Annotated in this window: 26 protein-coding genes; 18 read left to right on the top strand and 8 right to left on the bottom strand. The window is 35.9% G+C overall.

All coding sequences use genetic code 11. The annotated features are described in order from the left end of the window. The first annotated feature begins 385 nt into the window (after nucleotides 1–385). The 10 genes from alaS to mtnN all read left to right on the top strand — a co-directional run bounded on the left by alaS (nucleotide 386) and on the right by mtnN (nucleotide 9,050). A complete protein-coding gene (gene alaS, locus D8M05_RS03150) occupies nucleotides 386–3,019 on the top strand; it encodes an alanine--tRNA ligase (protein ID WP_121128559.1) in 2,634 nt (877 codons plus the stop codon). A gap of 142 nt (nucleotides 3,020–3,161) precedes the next feature. Then, entirely contained in the window at nucleotides 3,162–3,428 is a 267-nt protein-coding gene (locus D8M05_RS03145; protein ID WP_121128557.1) for an IreB family regulatory phosphoprotein, read from the top strand. Then, nucleotides 3,429–3,842 carry a Holliday junction resolvase RuvX gene (gene ruvX / locus D8M05_RS03140; protein WP_121128555.1) on the top strand — a complete coding sequence of 138 codons (414 nt, stop codon included), beginning with the start codon at nucleotides 3,429–3,431 and terminating at the stop codon, nucleotides 3,840–3,842. Between the two features lie 9 nt (nucleotides 3,843–3,851). Continuing rightward, nucleotides 3,852–4,139 (top strand): DUF1292 domain-containing protein, encoded by a 288-nt coding sequence (locus D8M05_RS03135; RefSeq protein ID WP_121128553.1) that lies wholly within the window; start codon nucleotides 3,852–3,854, stop codon nucleotides 4,137–4,139. Between the two features lie 108 nt (nucleotides 4,140–4,247). After that, entirely contained in the window at nucleotides 4,248–5,363 is a 1,116-nt protein-coding gene (gene mltG / locus D8M05_RS03130) for an endolytic transglycosylase MltG (protein WP_121128551.1), read from the top strand. Nucleotides 5,364–5,626: 263 nt separating this feature from the next. Then, entirely contained in the window at nucleotides 5,627–6,259 is a 633-nt protein-coding gene (locus D8M05_RS03125; RefSeq protein ID WP_121128549.1) for an O-methyltransferase, read from the top strand. Nucleotides 6,260–6,276: 17 nt separating this feature from the next. After that, on the top strand, nucleotides 6,277–6,912 hold the full coding sequence (udk, locus tag D8M05_RS03120) for a uridine kinase (RefSeq protein WP_121128548.1): 636 nt from the start codon (nucleotides 6,277–6,279) through the stop codon (nucleotides 6,910–6,912). 121 nt (nucleotides 6,913–7,033) lie between these two features. After that, nucleotides 7,034–7,510 (top strand): transcription elongation factor GreA, encoded by a 477-nt coding sequence (gene greA, locus D8M05_RS03115; protein WP_121128546.1) that lies wholly within the window; start codon nucleotides 7,034–7,036, stop codon nucleotides 7,508–7,510. Between the two features lie 150 nt (nucleotides 7,511–7,660). Then, on the top strand, nucleotides 7,661–8,332 hold the full coding sequence (locus D8M05_RS03110; RefSeq protein ID WP_121128544.1) for a YrrS family protein: 672 nt from the start codon (nucleotides 7,661–7,663) through the stop codon (nucleotides 8,330–8,332). 25 nt (nucleotides 8,333–8,357) lie between these two features. Then, entirely contained in the window at nucleotides 8,358–9,050 is a 693-nt protein-coding gene (gene mtnN / locus D8M05_RS03105; protein WP_121128542.1) for a 5'-methylthioadenosine/S-adenosylhomocysteine nucleosidase, read from the top strand. A gap of 265 nt (nucleotides 9,051–9,315) precedes the next feature. On the opposite strand, the gene sigK is transcribed toward mtnN, so the two are convergent. The 8 genes from sigK to sda form a co-directional block, all read right to left on the bottom strand. Continuing rightward, nucleotides 9,316–10,020, bottom strand: a complete 705-nt coding sequence (sigK, locus tag D8M05_RS03100; protein ID WP_121128540.1) for an RNA polymerase sporulation sigma factor SigK — start codon at nucleotides 10,018–10,020, stop codon at nucleotides 9,316–9,318. A 679-nt stretch (nucleotides 10,021–10,699) separates the two neighbouring features. Then, nucleotides 10,700–11,077: a monovalent cation/H(+) antiporter subunit G gene (mnhG, locus tag D8M05_RS03095; RefSeq protein ID WP_121128538.1), complete on the bottom strand. Its 378-nt coding sequence runs from the start codon at nucleotides 11,075–11,077 to the stop codon at nucleotides 10,700–10,702. After that, on the bottom strand, nucleotides 11,064–11,369 hold the full coding sequence (locus tag D8M05_RS03090; RefSeq protein WP_121128536.1) for a monovalent cation/H+ antiporter complex subunit F: 306 nt from the start codon (nucleotides 11,367–11,369) through the stop codon (nucleotides 11,064–11,066). The genes mnhG and D8M05_RS03090 overlap by 14 nt, the downstream gene beginning before the upstream one ends. Beyond that, a complete protein-coding gene (locus tag D8M05_RS03085) occupies nucleotides 11,366–11,842 on the bottom strand; it encodes a Na+/H+ antiporter subunit E (RefSeq protein ID WP_121128534.1) in 477 nt (158 codons plus the stop codon). Before D8M05_RS03085 ends, D8M05_RS03090 begins: the two co-directional genes overlap by 4 nt. Nucleotides 11,843–11,848: 6 nt before the next feature. Next, nucleotides 11,849–13,330, bottom strand: coding sequence for a Na+/H+ antiporter subunit D (locus tag D8M05_RS03080; protein ID WP_121128532.1), 1,482 nt, complete (start codon nucleotides 13,328–13,330; stop codon nucleotides 11,849–11,851). After that, the gene (locus D8M05_RS03075; RefSeq protein ID WP_121128531.1) at nucleotides 13,323–13,661 is read right to left on the bottom strand and encodes a Na(+)/H(+) antiporter subunit C; all 339 of its coding nucleotides are present in this window, start codon (nucleotides 13,659–13,661) and stop codon (nucleotides 13,323–13,325) included. The genes D8M05_RS03080 and D8M05_RS03075 overlap by 8 nt, the downstream gene beginning before the upstream one ends. Continuing rightward, nucleotides 13,662–15,980, bottom strand: a complete 2,319-nt coding sequence (locus D8M05_RS03070) for a Na+/H+ antiporter subunit A (protein WP_121128529.1) — start codon at nucleotides 15,978–15,980, stop codon at nucleotides 13,662–13,664. It lies immediately after the preceding gene. 335 nt (nucleotides 15,981–16,315) lie between these two features. Then, nucleotides 16,316–16,465, bottom strand: a complete 150-nt coding sequence (gene sda / locus D8M05_RS03065; RefSeq protein ID WP_121128526.1) for a sporulation histidine kinase inhibitor Sda — start codon at nucleotides 16,463–16,465, stop codon at nucleotides 16,316–16,318. A gap of 418 nt (nucleotides 16,466–16,883) precedes the next feature. On the opposite strand from sda, the gene D8M05_RS03060 reads away from it, so the two are divergent. The 8 genes from D8M05_RS03060 to D8M05_RS03025 are packed head-to-tail and all read left to right on the top strand — an operon-like array spanning nucleotide 16,884 to nucleotide 21,914. Beyond that, a complete protein-coding gene (locus tag D8M05_RS03060) occupies nucleotides 16,884–17,399 on the top strand; it encodes a YqeG family HAD IIIA-type phosphatase (protein ID WP_121128524.1) in 516 nt (171 codons plus the stop codon). Between the two features lie 2 nt (nucleotides 17,400–17,401). Further along, entirely contained in the window at nucleotides 17,402–18,502 is a 1,101-nt protein-coding gene (yqeH, locus tag D8M05_RS03055; RefSeq protein WP_121128521.1) for a ribosome biogenesis GTPase YqeH, read from the top strand. Nucleotides 18,503–18,525: 23 nt separating this feature from the next. Further along, the gene (gene aroE, locus D8M05_RS03050) at nucleotides 18,526–19,368 is read left to right on the top strand and encodes a shikimate dehydrogenase (RefSeq protein WP_121128519.1); all 843 of its coding nucleotides are present in this window, start codon (nucleotides 18,526–18,528) and stop codon (nucleotides 19,366–19,368) included. A gap of 1 nt (nucleotide 19,369) precedes the next feature. Further along, nucleotides 19,370–19,660 (top strand): ribosome assembly RNA-binding protein YhbY, encoded by a 291-nt coding sequence (yhbY, locus tag D8M05_RS03045; RefSeq protein WP_121128517.1) that lies wholly within the window; start codon nucleotides 19,370–19,372, stop codon nucleotides 19,658–19,660. Nucleotides 19,661–19,670: 10 nt separating this feature from the next. Continuing rightward, nucleotides 19,671–20,249 carry a nicotinate-nucleotide adenylyltransferase gene (locus D8M05_RS03040; protein ID WP_121128515.1) on the top strand — a complete coding sequence of 193 codons (579 nt, stop codon included), beginning with the start codon at nucleotides 19,671–19,673 and terminating at the stop codon, nucleotides 20,247–20,249. Next, complete coding sequence (gene yqeK / locus D8M05_RS03035; RefSeq protein WP_121128513.1) at nucleotides 20,227–20,802, top strand: bis(5'-nucleosyl)-tetraphosphatase (symmetrical) YqeK; 576 nt, start codon at nucleotides 20,227–20,229, stop codon at nucleotides 20,800–20,802. The genes D8M05_RS03040 and yqeK overlap by 23 nt, the downstream gene beginning before the upstream one ends. 4 nt (nucleotides 20,803–20,806) lie before the next feature. Then, nucleotides 20,807–21,163, top strand: a complete 357-nt coding sequence (gene rsfS, locus D8M05_RS03030) for a ribosome silencing factor (protein WP_121128511.1) — start codon at nucleotides 20,807–20,809, stop codon at nucleotides 21,161–21,163. A 4-nt stretch (nucleotides 21,164–21,167) separates the two neighbouring features. Continuing rightward, the gene (locus tag D8M05_RS03025; RefSeq protein WP_121128509.1) at nucleotides 21,168–21,914 is read left to right on the top strand and encodes a class I SAM-dependent DNA methyltransferase; all 747 of its coding nucleotides are present in this window, start codon (nucleotides 21,168–21,170) and stop codon (nucleotides 21,912–21,914) included. Nucleotides 21,915–21,958: the final 44 nt, after the last annotated feature.

The raw sequence follows: 21,958 nt of genomic DNA, 5'->3' as shown, positions 1-21,958 counted from the left end.
TCCGGCAATAAACTTCGCTTTCCGTGGGCGGCTGGTGAGCCTACTTCGTGCTAACGCACTACGTAGTCTCACCTAGGCCTGTCCTCCCACAGGAGTCTACGTGTATTGCCTCCACTGAGTTTGTGCTATTCAACGTTCTAACGTGATTACTGTAAACATAATTGTTGATTGTAGCGGAGGACAGTCGACTCCTGCGGGAAAAGCACGTGTCCGAAGACTCCGAAAGAAGCGTTCTTTGCTTCTTTGGAGGCTGAGGCCGTGCCCGCGGAAAGCGTACTGCCCGCAGCGGAAATCAACATGCACTTACGTCGCATTTTATACCTTTTCCGCAGTAATACAGCAATCATTACTAAAATAGCTTTTAATGAAACAGGAGGAAAATACGATGAAGCAATTATCTTCAGCACAAGTGAGACAAATGTATATTGATTTTTTCAAAGAAAAAGGTCATCGGGTAGAACCAAGTGCATCATTAGTACCGAAAGACGACCCAACGTTACTATGGATCAATAGCGGTGTTGCAACATTAAAGAAGTACTTTGATGGTCGCATTATTCCAGAAAATCCGCGGATTGTAAATGCTCAGAAATCAATTCGTACGAATGATATTGAAAATGTAGGCTATACTGCACGACATCATACTTTCTTTGAAATGCTTGGTAACTTTTCAATCGGTGACTATTTCAAGGAAGAAGCAATTGAGTGGGCATGGGAATTCCTAACGAGTGAAAAATGGTTAGGCCTTGATCCTGAAAAGTTATCCGTTACTGTTCATCCAGAAGATGACGAAGCATATGATTTCTGGCTTAACAATATAAAACTTCCAAAAGAACGCATTATTCGCTTAGAAGAGAATTTTTGGGATATAGGGGAGGGACCTAGTGGACCGAATACGGAAATCTTCTTTGATCGTGGAGAGGATTATGGAAATGACCCGAATGACTCCGAATTATATCCTGGTGGGGAAAATAATCGGTATCTTGAAATTTGGAATTTAGTCTTCTCTCAATATAACCATAATCCGGATGACACGTACACACCTCTTCCGAAGAAAAATATTGATACAGGGATGGGACTTGAACGCATGGTGTCGGTGATTCAAAATAAGCCGACTAACTTTGAAACAGACCTATTTATGCCAATTATTCAGCAAACAGAAAAATTAGCAGCAACCACATATGGGAAGAATGGAGAAAGTGACACAGCATTCAAAGTCATTGCTGACCATATTCGAACGGTTAGTTTTGCAATTGGCGATGGAGCAGTCCCTTCAAACGAAGGAAGAGGTTATGTACTTAGAAGATTGATTCGTCGTGCAGTTCGTTTTGCAAAAGAAATTGGTATTGAAAAACCCTTCATGTATGAGCTAGTAGAAACTGTAGGAGAAATTATGAAAGATTTCTACCCACAAGTATTGAAACAAAAAGACTTTATCGTATCGATTGTAAAAGTGGAAGAAGAGCGTTTTCATGAAACATTAAATGATGGCTTAGAAATACTAACATCTATTATTGCTAGAGAAAAGGCTAAAGGGAATACGGTATTTCCTGGAGAAGATGTATTCCGTTTGTATGACACGTATGGTTTCCCTAAAGAATTAACAGAAGAATATGTTGGTCTAGAAGGGTTTACAATAGGTGAAGAAGCGTATCATACAGAAATGGAAAAGCAAAGAGAACGCGCAAGAAATGCCCGACAAAAAGTCGACTCTATGCAGGTACAGAATCATGCTTTAAGTGAAATTGATATTGAGAGTGAATTTGTCGGCTATGAAACGTTAGACGTTGAAACAACGGTTGCCACAATATTTGATGGTACCAATATAGTCGATGTTGCAAAAGAAGGAGAAGAAGTATACATTTTTCTGAGTAAAACACCTTTCTATGCTGAAAGTGGCGGGCAAATTGCTGACCATGGCTGGATTTCTACCGAAACTGCTTCCCTTTCCATTAAAGATGTTCAAAAATCTCCGAAAGGTCAGCACATCCAAAGCGTAGTTGTAGAAAAGGGAGAAATCCATGTAGGCGATTATGTAAAAGCACATGTTGATACAACTTCAAGAACCTTTACAATAAAGAACCATACGGGCACACACTTACTACACCAAGCCTTAAAGGACGTACTTGGTTCTCATGTGAATCAAGCAGGGTCTCTTGTAACACCTGAGCGATTACGTTTTGATTTCTCACACTTCCATGCTGTTACAGAGGAAGAAATAGAGAAAATTGAACAAATTGTGAATGAAAAGATTTGGGCTGCACTTCCTGTGGAAACGAACCTTAAGAATATAGATGAAGCAAAATCGATGGGGGCGATGGCCTTATTTGGTGAGAAATATGGAGATATTGTACGTGTTGTGCAAATTGGTGATTATAGCCTTGAACTTTGTGGTGGCTGTCATGTAAGAAATAGTTCTGAAATTGGTTTGTTTAAAATTGTGTCAGAAAGCGGAATAGGTGCTGGAACAAGAAGAATAGAAGCTGTTACAAGTAAGCATGCTTATGAATATTTACGTGGGAAAACGGAAGTCTTACAGAAGGCTGCAAAATTAGTAAAAACGAATGAAGAGAAACTTCCTGAACGAATTGAGAGTTTATTCCATGAAATGAAACAAGTACAAAAAGACAACGAATCATTAAGTGCTAAGTTAGCAAATGCAGAAGCATCTTCCATATTAGATCAAGTGGAAAATGTGCAAGGTATTTCTCTCCTTGCTCAAAATGTAAATGTCAAAGATATGAATCAGCTACGAAACATGGTTGATGATTTAAAACAAAAGATTTCATCAGGTATTATCCTTCTAGCTGCTGAGAATGAAGGTAAAGTTCAGCTTGCAGCAGGAGTTTCAAAAGATTTAGTAGAGCAAGGCTACCATGCAGGGAAATTAATTAAACAAGCTGCTGGTGTTTGTGGTGGCGGTGGTGGTGGCCGTCCGGATATGGCACAAGCTGGTGGGAAAGATCCATCTAAGATTAATGAAGCTCTACTTATCGCTAAACGATATATTACGGAGAAGTAATGGATTACACTTGAATTCTCTTAACGTAAAGATATAATTAAATGTAAAGTCATGTTAAGATAGTTGTATACGTATCAGATTATAGGAGACGTGTCATTTTTGCTTGATTGATGGCTACTTCTCTAAAGAACGGGGTGTCTAAATGAGTTCGATTGATAACACAATGAAGTTTAGTTTCTCAGATGAACCATTCGATCAGGATATTAAAGAGATTCTTTTTACGGTGCATGAAGCGTTACGTGAAAAAGGATATAATCCAATTAATCAAATCGTCGGATATCTATTATCTGGTGATCCAGCATATATCCCAAGATATAATGATGCTAGAAATCTAATTCGTAAAGTAGAGCGTGACGAAGTAATTGAAGAATTAGTTAAATTTTATTTAGAACAACAAAAGGCGGATTAAATGAAAATAGTAGGTTTTGATGTAGGGTCTAAAACTATTGGTGTCGCTGTTAGCGATGCACTCGGTTGGACAGCCCAAGGGTTAACGACAATTTATTGGGATGAAAATGATATCCACTCAGCAGATAAAGAATTACAACAAATCATTAATGATCATGAAATTGAGAAAGCTATTGTTGGACTACCAAAGAATATGAATGGTACAATTGGTGAGCGCGGGGAAGCCTCAGAAAGGTTTGCTCTGCATATTGAAGAAACATTTCACATACCAATTGAAATGTGGGATGAAAGATTAACAACAATGGCTGCTGAAAGGGTCCTACTAGAGGCGGACATGAGTAGAAAGAAAAGAAAAAAAGTAATTGATAAAATGGCTGCGGTTATGATCTTACAAGGCTATCTAGATAAAAAATGAGGTGATAAAGTGTCTTTAGAAAAGAAAGAAAGAATTATTGTCCCTGATGAAAATGGTGATGAACATTTATTTGAAGTGTTATTTACATTTGATGTAGATGAGACAAATAACTCATACATTGCAGTTGTTCCAGTTGAACAAGCTGAGGATGATGAAGTCGAGGTATACGCTTTTCGCTATGAAGAAACGGAAAAGGATGATTTAACTCTTTTTCCTATAGAATCAGATGAAGAGTGGGATATTGTAGAAGAAATGCTAAATACATTAACAGATGAAGAGTTAGAAGAAGAGAAATAAAGAAAGAAGCTGATGTCTACCTAGACATCAGCTTCTTCTCTGATTTGACAAAAACATGGATATTATTACATTTTTTTAGTATAATAAGTCGAATGAGAGGGGGATTTTATGTCCAAAAAGAATAAGGATAATAAATTCAAGGACAACCTCATTACGCGGAGTGAAGAGGCAAGAAAGGTTCGTAAAATTGTATCAATCATTATTTTAGCTTTAATTGTTATATTTGTAATTGGTGGAATCTCAGGATATAACTATATACGATCAGCTTTAGAACCTGTTGATGCAACGAGTGAAGAAGAAATACAGGTAGAAATACCACTAGGCTCTTCTAGCTCTACTATTGCGAGTATATTAGAAGAAAATGAAGTAATTAAGAATGGACTTATCTTTCGGATATACATAAAACTTAATAATGAATCTGAATTTCAAGCAGGGAACTATTCATTTACGCAATCGATGGATGTCGATGAAATTATTAATAATCTTAAGCAAGGCAAGGTTTCTCTCGAGCCTTTATATACCATAACGATTCCCGAAGGATTGACCATCGAACAGATTGCTGAAATATACGCAGAAAAACTGCATTTTACGAAAGAAGAATTCATTGAAGTAGTTGATGATGATGATTATATATCAGAGTTAATGGATAAGTATTCCGTCCTTCCAGAGGATATTCTTAATGAAGAAATCTACACGCCATTAGAAGGATACCTATATCCTGCTACCTATGATTTCTACGAGGAAGAGCCAAGTATTCCTTCGATTATAGAACGGATGTTAATGGAAACAGAAAATCTTATCTATCAGAACCTAGATGCTATTGAGAATAAAAATTTAACAATACATGAAGTTGCTACATTTGCATCTTTGGTTGAAAAGGAAGCAAGCAATGAAGAACAAAGGCATGAGATTGCAGGTGTATTCTATAATCGATTAGAAGAAGGAATGCCACTGCAGACAGATCCAACGGTGGCATATGCGGTTGGCGAGCACCTAGAAACAACATTATATGAGCACCTAGAAGAAGAGTCACCTTATAATACCTATCAAGTTAATGGCCTACCGATTGGACCAATTGCGAACTTTTCAAGAAGCTCATTACTTGCTGTACTAGAGCCAACAGACTCAGATTATTTCTATTTCTTGCATGACAGTGAAGGGAAGATTCATTATGCAGAAACCCTTGAGGAACATAATCAAAATAGAGATGACTTTATGAATTAAGGACAATATGGAAATGTGAATTCTGTTCACATTTCTCGTTTTTTTTCTTAATACTGTCCAGCTCCAGCGCCCAGCGACTAGCGAGACTTCCCTCACCTCCGTACGATAAGTCAACATCGGCTCCTTACGGTCGCCGTGTTTCCTTTATCTCCTTCGGCTCCTTACGGTCGCCGTGTTTCCTTTATCTCCTTCGGCTCAGTCCAGTCCGTACGTCGCTAAACGGGCGCTTACACTTTTCTAATTAGAAATGAGGTTTTTTTAGGATGGACAAACAAATTGGTGATTATCTAATTCAAACATTACCAAAACAACAAGATTGGGTTATCGAGCTAGAAGAACAAGCAGCAATAGATCGTGTACCAATAATGGATAAGGCAGGGATGCATTTAGTAATGCAGTTAATACGAATTACAAAGCCCAAACGAATCCTAGAAATAGGTACAGCAATTGGATATTCTGCTTTACGAATGAAAGGGGCTTACCCCGATACTACGATTGTTACAATCGAAAAAGATGAAAACCGTTTTCAACAAGCAATTAATAATATACGTCAGCAGAATAAAAATGGAGAGATTGACGTTATTCATGGTGATGCACTTGAAGAAATGACGAGATTAACAGGTAAAACATTTAATCTTATTTTTATTGATGCTGCAAAAGGCCAATATAAACGTTTTTTTGAACTTGCTGTACCATTGCTTGCAGATAATGGGATCATTATTACTGACAATGTACTATTTAGAGGACACGTTGCAAATCCTGAGGAAACACCAAAAAGATATAAGAATATGGTTGAAAAAATCAGAGATTATAATCAATATTTAAACGAGCATCCTCTTTTTCATACATCTATCATTCCAATAGGAGATGGAGTTGCTGTCAGTTATAAGAAATGAAAGGAGCTTCATAATCAATGAAAGATAAACCAGTTGTAATTGGAGTTGCTGGTGGGAGTGGTAGTGGGAAGACATCTGTTACCCGTTCGATCTGCAATCGTTTCAGTGACAAGACGATCCTTGTTATTGAGCAAGATTATTATTATAAAGACCAAAGTCATCTACCTTTTGAAGAAAGGTTAAATACAAATTATGATCATCCATTAGCATTTGATAATGATTTGTTAATTGAACATATACATGATTTATTAAATCGTAAATCGGTTAATAAACCCGTGTATGATTATAAAATCCATACCCGTTCAGAAGAGGTTATACATGTACAACCAAAAGACGTTATTATATTAGAAGGAATTCTTGTTTTAGAGGACCCGAGATTAGTTGATTTAATGGATATAAAGGTATTTGTAGATACAGATGCAGATTTACGCATTATTCGCAGACTGCAAAGAGATATTAAAGATAGAGGTAGGTCGCTAGATTCGGTCATTGACCAATATCTAACAGCGGTAAGACCTTCCCATCTTCAATTTATTGAACCGACGAAACGTTATGCAGACATCATCATTCCCGAGGGTGGGGAAAATTACGTTGCCATTGATATAATGGCATCAAAGATTGAAAATATTTTAGCAAAAAATACTGAAAAATAACTCGTAAGTATTGATTATTTATTGGAATTCTGCCATAGTTATGGATAGTATAATTATAAATATATTATTATTGGGCTTTTTAGCCTATCTGTTATGTATAGTGTAAAAAGGAGTGTTTTAAATGGCTGTAGAGAAAAGTTATTATATGACGCAAGAGGGGAAAGAGAAGTTAGAAAAAGAACTTGAATATTTGAAAACAGATCGTAGACAAGAAGTTGTTGAACGAATAAAAATAGCTCGTGATTTCGGTGACCTTTCGGAGAACTCTGAATACGATGCAGCAAAAGATGAACAAGCGTTTGTTGAACAAAGAATTACTCAAGTGGAGAAAATGATTCGTAATGCTGTTATTATTGAACACGACGAAGAAAATGCTGATATCGTTTCATTAGGGAAATCAGTAACCTTTATCGAACTACCTGATGGAGAAGAAGAAACATACACCATTGTTGGAAGTGCAGAAGCAGATCCATTTGAAGGTAAAATATCAAATGATTCACCAATGGCGAAGAGCCTACTAGGACATGAAATCGGTGCAGAAGTATCTGTATCTACACCTGGTGGAGATATTAAAGTAAAAATAACTAAAGTGGGATAATAAATGGGAAAAGCGGGAGTTCATCCTGCTTTTCTCTGTTTTTAGTATTAATCGAAGCAGATTTTTGGGTAAAAAATCTGATGGAAGTTTCCATGAATTCTGTTATATTATACAATAAATATAAATAGTATAATTGGGGAGGGAGAACGAATGGGAGAGAACAGTACACGTAAAAATAAATTTGAAAAACGCAGAAAAAATACGAAATCTATTTCTGTTCTACTTGTAGTTGGTGTTATTCTCTTACTGATATTAATCGGTATGTGGTTATTTGGCGGGAATGATGATGAGTCTACCGATGAAGTGGAGCAGGGACAAGTTGATAATAATGATAATCAGTTAATTGAAGAACGAGAAGAAGAAACAGATACTGATGAAAATGAATTAAACGAAGAAGGGTCTGTTGAAGATTCTGAATCAGGAACAACGGAGGATTCGGAAAATCTAGATGATGAGAATGTAAACAATGAAGAAGTTGTCACGGAAGAAGTGGAACCTTCTGATGATAATGTAGCGGAAGCATATACTGGAAATTGGCAACCTGTTGGAACGGAACAGGAAGGGCCACATACGGTTAAATATGATAATGATTCGCAGGACCGCTTGGAAATGAGAAAAGCTATACAATTAGCTACGGGGTTAAATGACAGTAATTATCGAGAGTGGTGGGTAGCTAATGGAGGGGACCAGAAAGTAGTTGCAACGGTCTCTGATGCAGAAGAAACAGAAGTCTATCGTGTTTATCTATCCTGGATAGATAATGAGGGATGGCAGCCAACGAAAGTAGAAATATTAATAGAAAATGATTGGGAAAAATATTGATAGTATCGTGTAGGAGGAATATATAGTGACAATCGGAATAATCGGAGCAATGGATGAAGAAATAGCATTACTACTAGAAAACATCGAAATGAAAAAAGAACAAACCGTAGCTGGATGTCTTTTTGTCGAAGGGAAACTTCATGGAAAAGATGTTGTGTTATTGAAGTCAGGTATCGGAAAAGTAAATGCAGCAATGTCAACAACTATTATGCATGAACGATTTTCACCTTCCCATGTAATAAATACGGGATCAGCTGGTGGATTTGCAGAAAAATTAGAAATTGGAGATGTCGCTATTTCTACAAGAGTTGTGCATCATGATGTAGATGTAACAGCTTTTAATTACGATTATGGTCAAGTGCCTGGCCTACCAGCAATGTATGAAGCAGATAAGAATCTCATTTCAATGGCTGTTAATGCTGTTAATCAGTTGGGAATCAATTATGAACAGGGGATCATCGCAACAGGAGACTCATTCATGGAAGACCCAGAACGTGTGCGCTTTGTTAGTGAAAAATTCCCTACAATGATTGCTAGTGAAATGGAGGCTGCTTCAGTAGCGCAAGTATGTCATTTGTATAATAAACCATTTGTGATTATCCGGGCACTGTCAGATATAGCGGGGAAAGAGTCATCAATTTCATTTGATGCTTTCTTAGATACAGCTGCTAAAAATGCCGCAAATTTAATTATGTTAATCATTAAAAATATGAGGTAAAACATAAGATTGAGTGCTTATCGCGTAGATAAGTGCTCAATCTTTGTTAGAGGATAAAAATGTATATATTTTGCTCCGACGTGCAGCTACAGAACCCGTACAGGCTATCGAAACATCCGTTAGCCCATGTATTCATCAAAATCAACGTGAACATTTCTCGTCACGTTGCATTTTCGGTGAATGATGCTCCCCGTAAATCAATCCTAGGAAGTTATTTATGTGTCGGAACAAGACATTGCTTCCCTAAACAGGTGCTTGCGATTTCTTAGTTGTTGCGCTCTTTACGGTAGTATTCATGGAATACTTTCATCAGGGCTCGCTTCTCAATCCGTGAAACATAACTTCTGGATATTTTTAATTTTTTTGCAATCTCCCGTTGGGTCATCTCTTTTTCGTTATTTAGCCCATAACGGTACACAATTACCTCTCTTTCTCTATTGTCTAAAATAGTAAAATATTCTTGCATCTTTGTTATTTCCATATTTAATTGAATAAACTCAATAATGTTTTCGTTTTCAGCTTCTAATATATCAATTAAGCTGATTTCGTTTCCTTCTTTATCTTGGCCAATGGGATCATGTAGTGAAACATCCTTTTTTACTTTTTTTAATGCTCTTAAGTGCATAAGTATTTCATTTTCAATACAACGGGCTGCGTATGTTGCAAGCTTCGTCCCCTTATCTAAAGAGAAGCTTTCAACTCCCTTAATTAATCCAATGGTACCGATGGAAATTAGATCTTCCATATCTTCACCAGTATTCTCAAACTTCTTCACAATGTGTGCAACCAATCGTAAATTATGTTCAATTAGTTTATTTCTTGCAGTTTCACTACCTTCTTGCATTTCTTTAATATATTTCTTCTCTTCATCAGGTGGTAAAGGTTGAGGAAAGGCATGATTTTTCACATATGAAACGAAAAAAAGGGCTTCTTTGACGAGTAGAGCAAGAACGGTTAAAATTCCTGACAAACACATGCACCTCCTAGAAATGCGGAAAATTTAGATGTATTACTTGCGGCCCTATTCGTGAGTTTTGTTGTTGTACTGTGTAGGTGATATAAACTCCGAACTAACTTAATTCAGATTTTCTTAAATCGGAGTAAATCTTGGCGTCCGGGATCGCTCCGGGCAAATGCTATCCGCGCGGGCACAGCATAAGCCTTCTTGTGACGCACAAAACGCTTCTTCCAGGGTCTTTCTTCGGACACGTACTATTCCCGCTGGAGGAGAGGCCTAGATGAGACACCGTAGTAAGGCTACTACTTTGAGAAACTTCTTCGCTACCTTGCGCCGAGGAACCTTACTTCGTAGCGTTACTAGGAGACGTAGGCGAACCTGCACGAGGGGGGCTCATCGGCTGCCCTAAGGTGCGCGAAGTGTGTTTTGGGAACGACCTCTTCACACAATACTGAATTAAATAAGTCCACTATTTATATCTTTTCCGACAGAAACAACAATTCATTTCGATGGGATTAGATAGTGTAGCCCCATCTTATAGATATCGGGCATTACATCGTATAGGTATTTGCCTATATAAACATCTTTATGAGGCGTGGTTATGTTTTGTGTCTGTCCATCAAAATAAAGTTTAAAAAATTGCGGTTACCACTATTTTAATTAAAAAAAAGTGACCAAGTTGGCCACTTTTTTAATTTGTCTTTATATTTTCTTTATATTGCTCATATGCATCTTTTCTGTTCTTTATTACAGGCTTGATACCTTTTTTATGAGCAGCTCTAGATATCATATGAGCTGAAACAGGATTGGTAATGAACATGAACAAAATCGCTAATAATAGTTTTCCACTGACAATATCGTGCTGAATATACAAAAACATAAAAGCTGCAATTAATACACCTGCTAGACCTAAGGTAGAAGCCTTGGTAGCTGCATGTAATTTTGTGTAAATATCAGGAAACCGTACAATTCCGATTGATGCAGATAGTATCAAGAATGAACCGATCAAAATGGAAAGGATGATCAGTATATTTACAATGATATGAAAAAGAATCTCAGTCTCTGTCAATGATAACACCTTCTTCGTAGTATTTCGCAATCCCTACTGTACCTAAAAAGGCAAGAATTCCAATCAATAGGACGATATCATTTAACTTAACTGTAACAAGCTGAATGGACATTAGACCTGCAACCGCCATTAAAGAAACACCAATTGTATCCAGGGCTATCGCACGATTCGCATTATTAGGACCGATAATAATCTGATACATAAGTAACGCCAGTGAAATAGCAATCATTATAAACCCTATATTTAATGTGATATCGAGAATACTTTCAGTAAACTTGAGCGCATCTGTCATCTCGTCACCTCCATAATTGCTTTCTCAAACGAGTTCTTAATATCATAGATTGATTCGTTTACATCATCTATATTCATTGCATGAATGAACAATTTTGAATTGTCATCTGACAATGCAACAGATAATGTACCAGGAGTTAGTGATATTAAACTCGTTAATAAGGTGATTTCCCAGTCTGATTTAACATCTAGAGGTAATGCAAATACACCGGGTTCAGCTATTTGTTTTGGTGAATAGATATACTTAATCATTGCGATGTTGGATAAGACTAATTCTTTAATAAAAAGTAATACTAATTTGATAATGCTAATCACTCGACTAAAGTAAAACTTTCCTGGAATTAACCGCCTTAATAGATATAGTATTAGAATCCCAAATAGATAACCTGCAATAAAACTTGGGGTAGTATATGATTCACCTAGAAACATCCACATAATAGCGATTATTAAATTAATAACAATTTGAAAGGCCATGGTAAACTACTCCTTTAATACAGAATCAATATAGATTTGTGGATCAAGTAAATACGCTGCAATCGCATCAGTAATTGGATAAAAATATTCTGCTCCAACACCCAAGATAACAACAGTTACTAATAGAAACACGATAGGTGCGATGAGGCCTTTTGTAGATTTCTTTTCTAAATTCTTCATTGCATTCTCATCACCCCAGAACCCTCTAATAAAGATTTTGATTATCGAGTAGAGAATTAATAGACTTGTCAATAGCGCAATGATTGAAATTACAATTTCTCCATCTGCAAATGCACCTTCTAGTAGGAGTAGTTTTCCAATAAATCCGCTGAAAGGTGGTATTCCTGCTAAAACAAATGCAAAAGCAAATAAAACCCATCCTAATACTGGATAATGATGAATAAGACCACTCATTTTTCGTAAATCAGAAGTTCCAGCAACATATGCAATAACTCCAACGAGTAGGAATAGTGCAGCTTTAACAATCATATCTTGCATTAGATAATAAATAGAGCCACTCAATGCTTCTTGATTGAAAATACCAATTCCCATAATGATGTACCCAATAGCTGGGATAATATTATATGCGACAATTAATTTAATATTATTCGTTGATAGAGCACCAACTACACCAAATATCATCGATAATCCAGCAATCCAGATAAAGAATTCATGCGTTAAATGGATGTCATGAACAAAGATTAGCGAGAACACCCTTATAATGGAATAAATACCTACTTTCGTAAGTAGTGCGCCAAATAATGCTGAAACTACTGGGTTTGGAACGACATAAGAATTCGGCAACCAATAGTATAATGGAAACAGTGCTGCCTTTGTTGCAAAAACAAAGAATAAAAGCATTGCAATTGTAGTTAATATTCCCTGTTGGTCTACCTCCGCCACTCTCTGGGCAATTTGTGCCATATTTATCGTACCAACCACACCGTAAAGAAAAGCAACGGCAGTTACGAATAGCATGGAAGAAAATAAATTAATTAGTAGATACTTGAGTGATTCCCTAAATTGAATTTTATCTCCACCTAGCACAATTAAAGCATAAGAAGCCATTAAAAGAACTTCGAAAAATACGAACAGATTAAACAAATCTCCAGTTATAAAAGCACCAGAAACGCCTGTTATGAGAAAGAAGAAGAATGGATAAAAATAAAATTTCTCCTTTTCTCCTAAGCCTGCATGTGGAGCATAAAAGGCACATGCTACAGCTACAATATTCGTTGTTAATACAAGAATAGCGGAAAGTGCATCAACGACTAGAATTATTCCATATGGCGCTATCCAGTCACCTGTTTCTAAAATAATAGATCCATTTTCGATTACATACCAAGCAATATATCCAGTAACACCTAATCCAATAAGGGAAAAAGCCCTTGTTAATATTCTGGAGATGTTAGTCTTCGAATTAAAGAAGACTAAGATAATTGCTGATATTAAAGGTATAATGATTGGAAGAACTGCTAAATTACTCATTTGAATTACCCCTCAACTGTTCCATATTATCTGTTTTGTTTTCCTGTGTGGTACGGTATGCCAGTACAAGAATAAGACTGGTAATTCCGAAACTGATAACAATCGACGTTAGGATTAGCGCTTGTGGCAGAGGATCAGTGTATTGTGTTACACCTTCCGTTAATACAGGAGGCTGTCCTCTTTTCAGCTTTCCCATTGTCAGGATCATTAGATGGGCACCATGTGATAATAAAACCGTACCAATAATAATTCGCAGCAACTGTTTTTGTAATAAATTATAAATCGCAGTTGCAAACAATACGCCGCTCAGTATAATAACTAGAAATTCCACTTATTCCGCCTCCTTTTTCTTTTTCATTTTAATAAGTCCAAAGACGGCAAGTGCGGCAATACCTAATACTGTAATTTCAAACAGTGTATCAAGTCCACGCATATCTACTAATATTACGTTAACAATGTTATCCCCGCCACCTAATTTATATGAATTCTCTACAAAATACTGAGATATAGAATCAAACAAATTCGTACTATGTGCAGCAATACCAATCATTATTATCAGTAGACCAAAACCACCTGAGATAAAGAGATTCAACAATTTTGAAGAAGTTGACTCTTCTCTTTTTCGTAATTTTGGCAAATGATAGAAGCAAAGTAGAAATAATGCGATGGATATCGTCTCAACTACTAATTGTGTTAAAGCTAGGTCAGGTGCACGGTAGAGAACAAACATGATGGCAACACCATATCCAACAATACCAGTAACTAAGATTGCCCCAATATTGTTGTTTATGAATAAGGTTGCAATCGCACCAATGATGATAATTACTATGACAGCTACTTCAATAAAGGTTACTTCTGCTAAATTGTCAAAACTGATAGAGAAACCATTTGATATATACATGTAAGTGAAGGTAACCACAATCGTAGTACCGAGTATGATGGCCATATAATGTTTTAATGACCCCGTCATATAAACGTTTGTAATCCCTTTAGAATAGGAATCCAGCTTTTCAATGATACGGTCGTAAACGCGATTAAAGCTGAATCTTCCAGGAAGGATATTGTATACACCAGTCCATTTTTTCATCGTTAGGAATAGTATGATTCCAACACCAACAACAATTAATGACATGATGAATGGTGTTATGAAACCATGCCAAAAGTATATTTCATGATACTCTACTCCGCTATTTACTGCTTGAGCCGCGTGTAGTAGGAATGACTGATTTAACTTGTCTCCAAATAGACCAATTAAAATGACTCCTAGTACAAGGATTATAGGTGAAATTAACATACCAATTGGCGCTTCATGCGGCTTCTTGGGTAGTTGATCTAAATGTTTAGGTCCTGTGAACACTCCAAAGAAGAGATACATGGAGTAAACAAATGTAAAGATACTACCAAGTACAGCAAGATATGGGATAGCCTGAGCCAACCAACTTGCTCCTTCTAAACCTAATGTTGAATCAAAGAATAATTCCTTACTATAGAATCCGTTTAAGAATGGAAATGGCACACCAGCCATTGAAAATGTTCCAAAAAGTGCAAGTGTAGCTGAGATCGGCATTAAGGTAAATAAGCCACCAAGTTTTCTGATATCACGTGTACCTGTTTCATGGTCAATGATACCTGCAATCATAAATAGACTTCCTTTAAATGTTGCATGGTTTAAAATATGAAATATTGCAGCAAATACCGCAGCTTCCGTACCAAAACCAAGCATTGCCATAATCATTCCTAGTTGGCTGATAGTAGAAAATGCCAAGATTCCCTTTAAATCTGTTTGTCTTACAGCCATGTATGACCCCCAACATAAGGTAATAATCCCTACGATGCTAACGGTAATAAAGAACCACTCATATGTTGAAAAGATAGGGGAAAAACGGGCAACTAAAAATATTCCTGCTTTAACCATAGTTGCTGAGTGTAAATATGCACTAACTGGAGTTGGTGCTTCCATTGCATCAGGTAACCAAATATGGAAGGGAAACTGTGCAGATTTGGTAAAGGCTCCAAGCAAAATAAAAGCCATAATTAGTGGGAGATAATTACTAGATAAAATGACATCTACTTGAGAAATCATTTCTTGGATACTTGTTGTTCCAGTGATAACTGTAAGTAAAACGAATCCACCTAGTAAACTTAGTCCACCAAATACAGTAATCATCATTGATTTTAATGCGCCGTATCTTGAACGCTCTTTAAAATTCCAATAACCAATTAATAAGAATGAAGAAATAGATGTTAATTCCCAAAAAGCATATAAAACAAAGACATTATCAGATAAAACGACACCTAGCATCGCAGCCATAAACATTAATAGATATACGTAGAAATGGCCTAATTTCTCTGATTTTGATAAATAGTAAATCGAATACAATACAACAAGGGCCCCAATTCCACTTATAAGAAGAACGAATAACAAACTTAAACCATCAAGATAAAAATCAAAATTCATACCTAATGATGGAATCCATTGTATCGTTTCTCGAATAGGTGAGAAATCGCTTCCTATGAATTGTACAAAATAAAGAAAAATAACTAACGGGACCAAAAACACGAAAATACCAGTATGTACTTTATTTTTAAACTTGCTTATCCAGGGTATAAATAAAGCAAAAATTAGTGGTGCAAAAACAGCATAAATCATCTAATGGTATTCCTCCTTAAATAAATCATTTCCTTTTACTTACTGATACTTGCAAGAAAAGACGGTAATGCATCTACACGGTCTTCTTAGGAATAAAGTAAGTATTGGTGGTAAATAATGGGGTTTTGTTGTTGTATATTGCTTTGGGAATAGTACAGAAAATAGCGGTTATAATGATGACTGCAATAGAACCTAAAAGTTATTTAAAATATATTATATAATAAAACCACACACAAACATAGTTTAACACACGAGACTTAATAGAAAAAACAAATAACCCCTATCATTTTAAATGATAGGGGTAAGCGAAATATATTAGTCCATTACACTGTTGATTAACTAGATTTTTTTGTGTACTTTACTTTATGTGATAGTGACCTTCTTTGGATTTCTTCTTCTATTAGAGTAATGAAGTCAACGCTTAAATTTAATTCATTTGCTGTATAATAGGATTCAATAAGCAGATCGTCTGATAAATGTTCCATCCCTACAGCCCTCCTAAGAGCAAATTGTTTTACTAGTTTTAAGTTATTAATAACTTATCATGTTTCTTGAGACTGAACAAGGCGAAAGTTATCTACATTAACCTGTAGATAACTTGTGATTAAATTGTAAATTCCTTCAGAAAAACAGTTTAAATAGGTAATTTGAAATGTGCATAAAGTTATCCACATCGAGGAAATTGGAGATATTTGTCGAACGATTCTTTAGGTTTTTAGCGAAAAAATGCATATTTTTAACAGTTCTTATCATAAATTTATAGTTTTCCTCGTTTTAAACAAATATATTTGGTAAAATAGTATAGCTTATATTTTATAGAAACTTATTGTAGGATATAAGTTATAATCAATACTTTAAGAAAAATATGTAATCCTTGAAATGGAAAAGTATGAGGTGTGGATTGTGTTAAAGAGGTTTTTACCCAATGAACATGTGAAAAGTATATTTGATATACAACCAGAAAAATTAAAGCAAAAGGGTATTAAGGGAATAATTACAGACTTAGATAATACCTTAGTTGCCTGGGATGTGGAAAATGCAACACCTGAGGTAGTTGAGTGGTTTAAATTAATGAAGGAAAATGATATACAAGTTACGATTATCTCCAATAATAATGAGGAACGTGTTACGATTTTCTCCGAGCCTCTAGGGACGCCTTTTGTATATAGCGCTAGGAAACCACTTAGACGTGCTTTTAAGAAGGTACAAAAACAAATGAATTTAAATAAGGAAGAACTTGTGGTCATTGGAGATCAATTATTAACAGATGTGTTAGGTGGGAATTCAGCTGGATTACAGACGATATTAGTAGTACCTATCGTACAAACGGATGAAAAGATAACACAATTCAATCGGAAAATTGAGCGATTTATTTTAAATTATCTGCGTAAAAAAGGCAAAATCAGCTGGGAGGAATAGGCTTGGATAAAATACATTGCCAGGGCTGTGGTACACCGATTCAAACAGTGGACCAAAAAAAGCTTGGTTATACTCCAAAATCATCTTTGGAAAAAGAAAACATATTGTGCAGGAGATGTTTTCGGTTAAAACATTATAATGAGATCGAGGATGTTTCAATTACGGATGATGACTTTCTATCCATGGTAAGTCAGATAAGAAATGCGAATGGATTAGTTGTCCATGTTATTGATATTTTTGATGTGAGCGGCAGTTTGATTAAAGGATTACCTAGAATAACTGGGGACAATCCAATAATTTTAGTGGGTAATAAAATGGATTTATTACCGAAATCGACGAATAAGCAGAAATTAACGCAGTGGCTTCGTTCCCAAGCAAAGGAAGCGGGTATCAAAGTATTGGACATTTTCTTAATTTCTTCTGCTAAAGGATACGGGATTGAAGAATTAACTGGCCAGATAGAGGTACATCGCAAACAGAAAGATGTTTATATTGTAGGTACGACAAATGTTGGAAAGTCTACATTTATCAATCGACTCATTAAACAATCAACTGGATTAAATGAGGTCATTACGACTTCGTATTTCCCAGGTACTACTTTAGGTTTTATTGAAATTCCTTTAGATGCTCATAGTTCCTTAATTGACACACCTGGAATTGTAAATAAGCAGCAATTTGCTCATTACATTTCTGATGAAGATTTAAAAGTCATTACTCCAAAAAAGGAAATAAAACCAAGAGTTTATCAGCTAAACAGTGGACAAACATTGTTTATTGGAGGACTTGCACGTATTGATTTTATTAAAGGGGAACGGCAATCCTTTGTTTGTTATTTTGCAAACGAACTGGAAGTCCATCGCACGAAATTAGAGAATGCGGATAATTTGTATGAAAAACACGTAGGAGAGTTATTATCTCCGCCGAACGAGAAAACGTTGGAAATGCTACCGGAATTAACAGAGAGTACGTTTAAAGTTAGTGCTGATAAAACAGATATCGTATTTCCAGGTTTAGGATGGATAAGTTTGTCAGGAGAGGGTGCAACCGTATGCGCGCATAGTCCTAAAGGAGTTGCTGTTTCAATCAGGAAATCTTTAATCTAACTTGATATACGGGGGAGAAGTTTATGGAGTTATGTTTCAAAGTTATTGGGTATCCAGTTAAACATTCGCTTTCACCATGGATACACGAACAATTTTTGAGAAAAGCTAATCTTGAGGGAACATATACGATCAATGAAATTGAGCCAGCTTCATTTGAAGAGGAAATTTATCAAATGAAAGAAAATCCTATTGATGGATTTAATGTTACGGTTCCATATAAACAAAAAATTATTCCGTTTCTAGATGGTATAGACGCCTATGCAGAAAAAATAGGGGCAGTAAATACCGTCGTTAATAAAGCAGGAAAATGGATTGGTTATAATACGGATGGAATTGGATATTTGCGTTCATTAGAGGCTAAGTATCCATCTGTACTAGAAAATCGTTCCGGAAGAATCTTGATTATAGGAGCTGGTGGAGCAGCAAGAGGGATTTATTATGCTCTAGATGAGGCTGGCTTCAGAGCCATTGATTTGACAAATCGAACGGCTGCGAAGGCGAATGAACTAATAAGGTTTAAAAATAAAGAGACAAAATCTACTATCATATTACTAAAGGATGTAAAGAAGTATTTGGAAGAATATGATTTAGTAATCCAGACTACTTCAGTTGGGATGAAACCGAATATAAATGATATGATTGTATCTATTCCGTCTCTTAAACCCCAGATGATTTTAAGTGATATTGTATATCAACCAATAAGAACGAGCTTCCTTCGTCAAGGAGAAGCAAAAGGTGCGAATATTCATTTTGGACATACGATGCTCTTATATCAAGCGCAATTAGCATTTGAAATATGGACAGGTGTAAAAGTACCGATAGGCAATATGGATCAAGATTTACAACAAATTTTGGAAGGAAGATAGTATGTTAACAGGTAAACAGAAAAGATTTTTACGTTCAGAAGCTCACCATTTAAAGCCAATTTTCCAAGTTGGAAAAGAAGGGGTAAATGACAATATGATAAAACAAATTGGGGAGGCTTTGGAAAAACGGGAAATACTAAAAGTAAGTATTTTACAAAATTGTATGGAAGATAAAGACATTGTAGCAGAACAATTATCTGAAGGTACGGAATCAGAGATTGTCCAGATTATCGGGAATAATATTGTATTGTACAAAGAATCTACGGAGCATAAACACTTGCAGTTACCATAAGGAGTTTAATATGAAGCGGATTGGAATACTAGGAGGGACATTTGATCCTCCTCATTTAGGCCATTTATTAATAGCGGAGGAAGTACGTGTTTCACTTGGTTTAGAAGAAATTTGGTTTATCCCGACCTACACGCCTCCGCATAAGGATTATTCTAAGACAAGTGCACAACATCGCCTAAAAATGCTTGATATCGCTACTTCAAGTAATGACTATTTTAAAGTGAATACCATTGAGATTGAGCGATCTGGTAAATCGTATACACTAGATACAATGAAGGAATTAAGAAAGAATTTTCCAGAGAACCAGTTCTATTTTATCATCGGAGCAGACATGGTGGAATATTTACCACATTGGTATAAAATAGAAGAGTTAGTCGAATTAGTGCAATTTGTTGGGGTAAAGCGGGCAGGATATGGGCTGGAAACCGATTATCCAATCACTGAAGTTGATATTCCAATGATTGATATTTCCTCGTCTATGCTAAGAAATCGATTACGTAATGACAAACCAACAAAGTATATCGTACCTGAAGAAGTGATTCTTTATATTAGGGAGAAGGGGTTATATGAAAAAAGAGAACGCAATTGAAATCGTTAAACCTCATCTTAAGAAGAAACGGTTTGAACATACATTACGGGTAGCGGATACGGCAGAGCAGTTGGCAGGAATATACAATGAATCAAAGGAGAAGGCGACTTTAGCAGCTATTTTTCATGATTATTGTAAGTATAGACCATTAGAAGAAATGAAGCGATGTATCGTATCTACTCGCACACTCCCCAAAGATTTACTAGATTTCCACCATGAACTTTGGCATGGACCTGTTGGTTCTGTTTTAGTCGAAAAAGAATATGGGATAGTTGATCGTGATATCAGGAGTGCTATCTACTATCATACTACTGGTAGAGCAAATATGAGTAAACTGGAAATGATTATCTTCTTAGCAGATTATATCGAACCGGGTAGAGATTTTCCAGGGGTTCATGCGGTTCGTGAACTTGCTCGGGAAGATTTACTTGGGGCGTGCCTTTTAGCATCAAAAAATACGATTAATCATTTACTTAGCAAAGGTGCAAGTATTTACCCTGATACATTTCATGCATATAATGACTTAACAAAACGTGTTAATGGAGGTAATTAATTAGATGGAAAATAAAGAAATCTTACAACAAATTGCAACAGCATGTGATGACAAACGAGCAGAGGACATTGTAGCCTTAGATATGCAGCAAGTTTCGTTAATTGCTGATTACTTTGTTATTTGTCATGGAAACAATGAGCGTCAAGTTCAATCCATTGCAAGAGGGATTAAAGAGAAGATGCAGGAACAGGATATTGATGTGAAACGTATGGAAGGTTTTGAGCAAGCTCGATGGATATTGGTCGATGTTGGTGGTATAGTTTGCCATATTTTCCATAAAGATGAACGTAACTACTATAATTTAGAGCGCCTTTGGGGCGATGCTAACCGTGTACCCCTACAATTTGGGTTAGAAGGATAAACATATGGCGTATCAACAAATGGCGAATCTTTACGATAAGTTAATGAGTGAAGCTCCTTATGATGAATGGGCCAACTTCACCATTGAAAAGTTAAAGAATAGGGACATTAATAAAATGGTAGACCTCGGCTGTGGGACTGGAGAAATAACAACAAGATTAAGTGCAGCAGGGTACCAATTGATTGGTGTGGATAATTCTACAGATATGCTCGCATATGCGGAACATAAAGCGAACGAAAGAAATTTATCCATTCAGTGGCTTCATCAAGACTTGCGGGAGCTTGAAGGATTATCCGATATCGATGTAGCTGTTAGTTATTGTGATGTTATAAATTATATTACAGAAGAAGAAGAACTACAGAACGTATTTCAACGAACCTTTGATCTATTAAAAAATGGCGGTATTTTTTTATTTGATGTACATTCGCTCCATCAAGTAGAGAATCATTATAAAAATAATACCTTTGCAGATGTATTAGATGATGCTGCATATATTTGGTACTGTTCACAAGGAGATGTACCCGGTGAAATGTACCATGATTTAACCTTTTTCTCATTGGATGATGGAAAATATATACGGTTTGATGAATACCATCATCAGCGAACTTATTCTATACAATTTTATGAAAAAATTTTATATGAAGCAGGATTTGAAAATGTGAAAATCTATGCTGATTTTTCATTAAATCAAGAAAACATACATGAAAATGCAGAAAGAATTTTCTTTTCAGCTGAAAAAAGATTGGGATAAATCATTTATCCCAATCTTTTTGTTTTTGCAGGAATATAGTAGTT

The organism is Oceanobacillus bengalensis (assembly GCF_003628445.1).
GTDB lineage: Bacteria > Bacillota > Bacilli > Bacillales > Amphibacillaceae > Oceanobacillus > Oceanobacillus bengalensis.
This window is presented reverse-complemented; position numbering and strand designations above follow the sequence as displayed.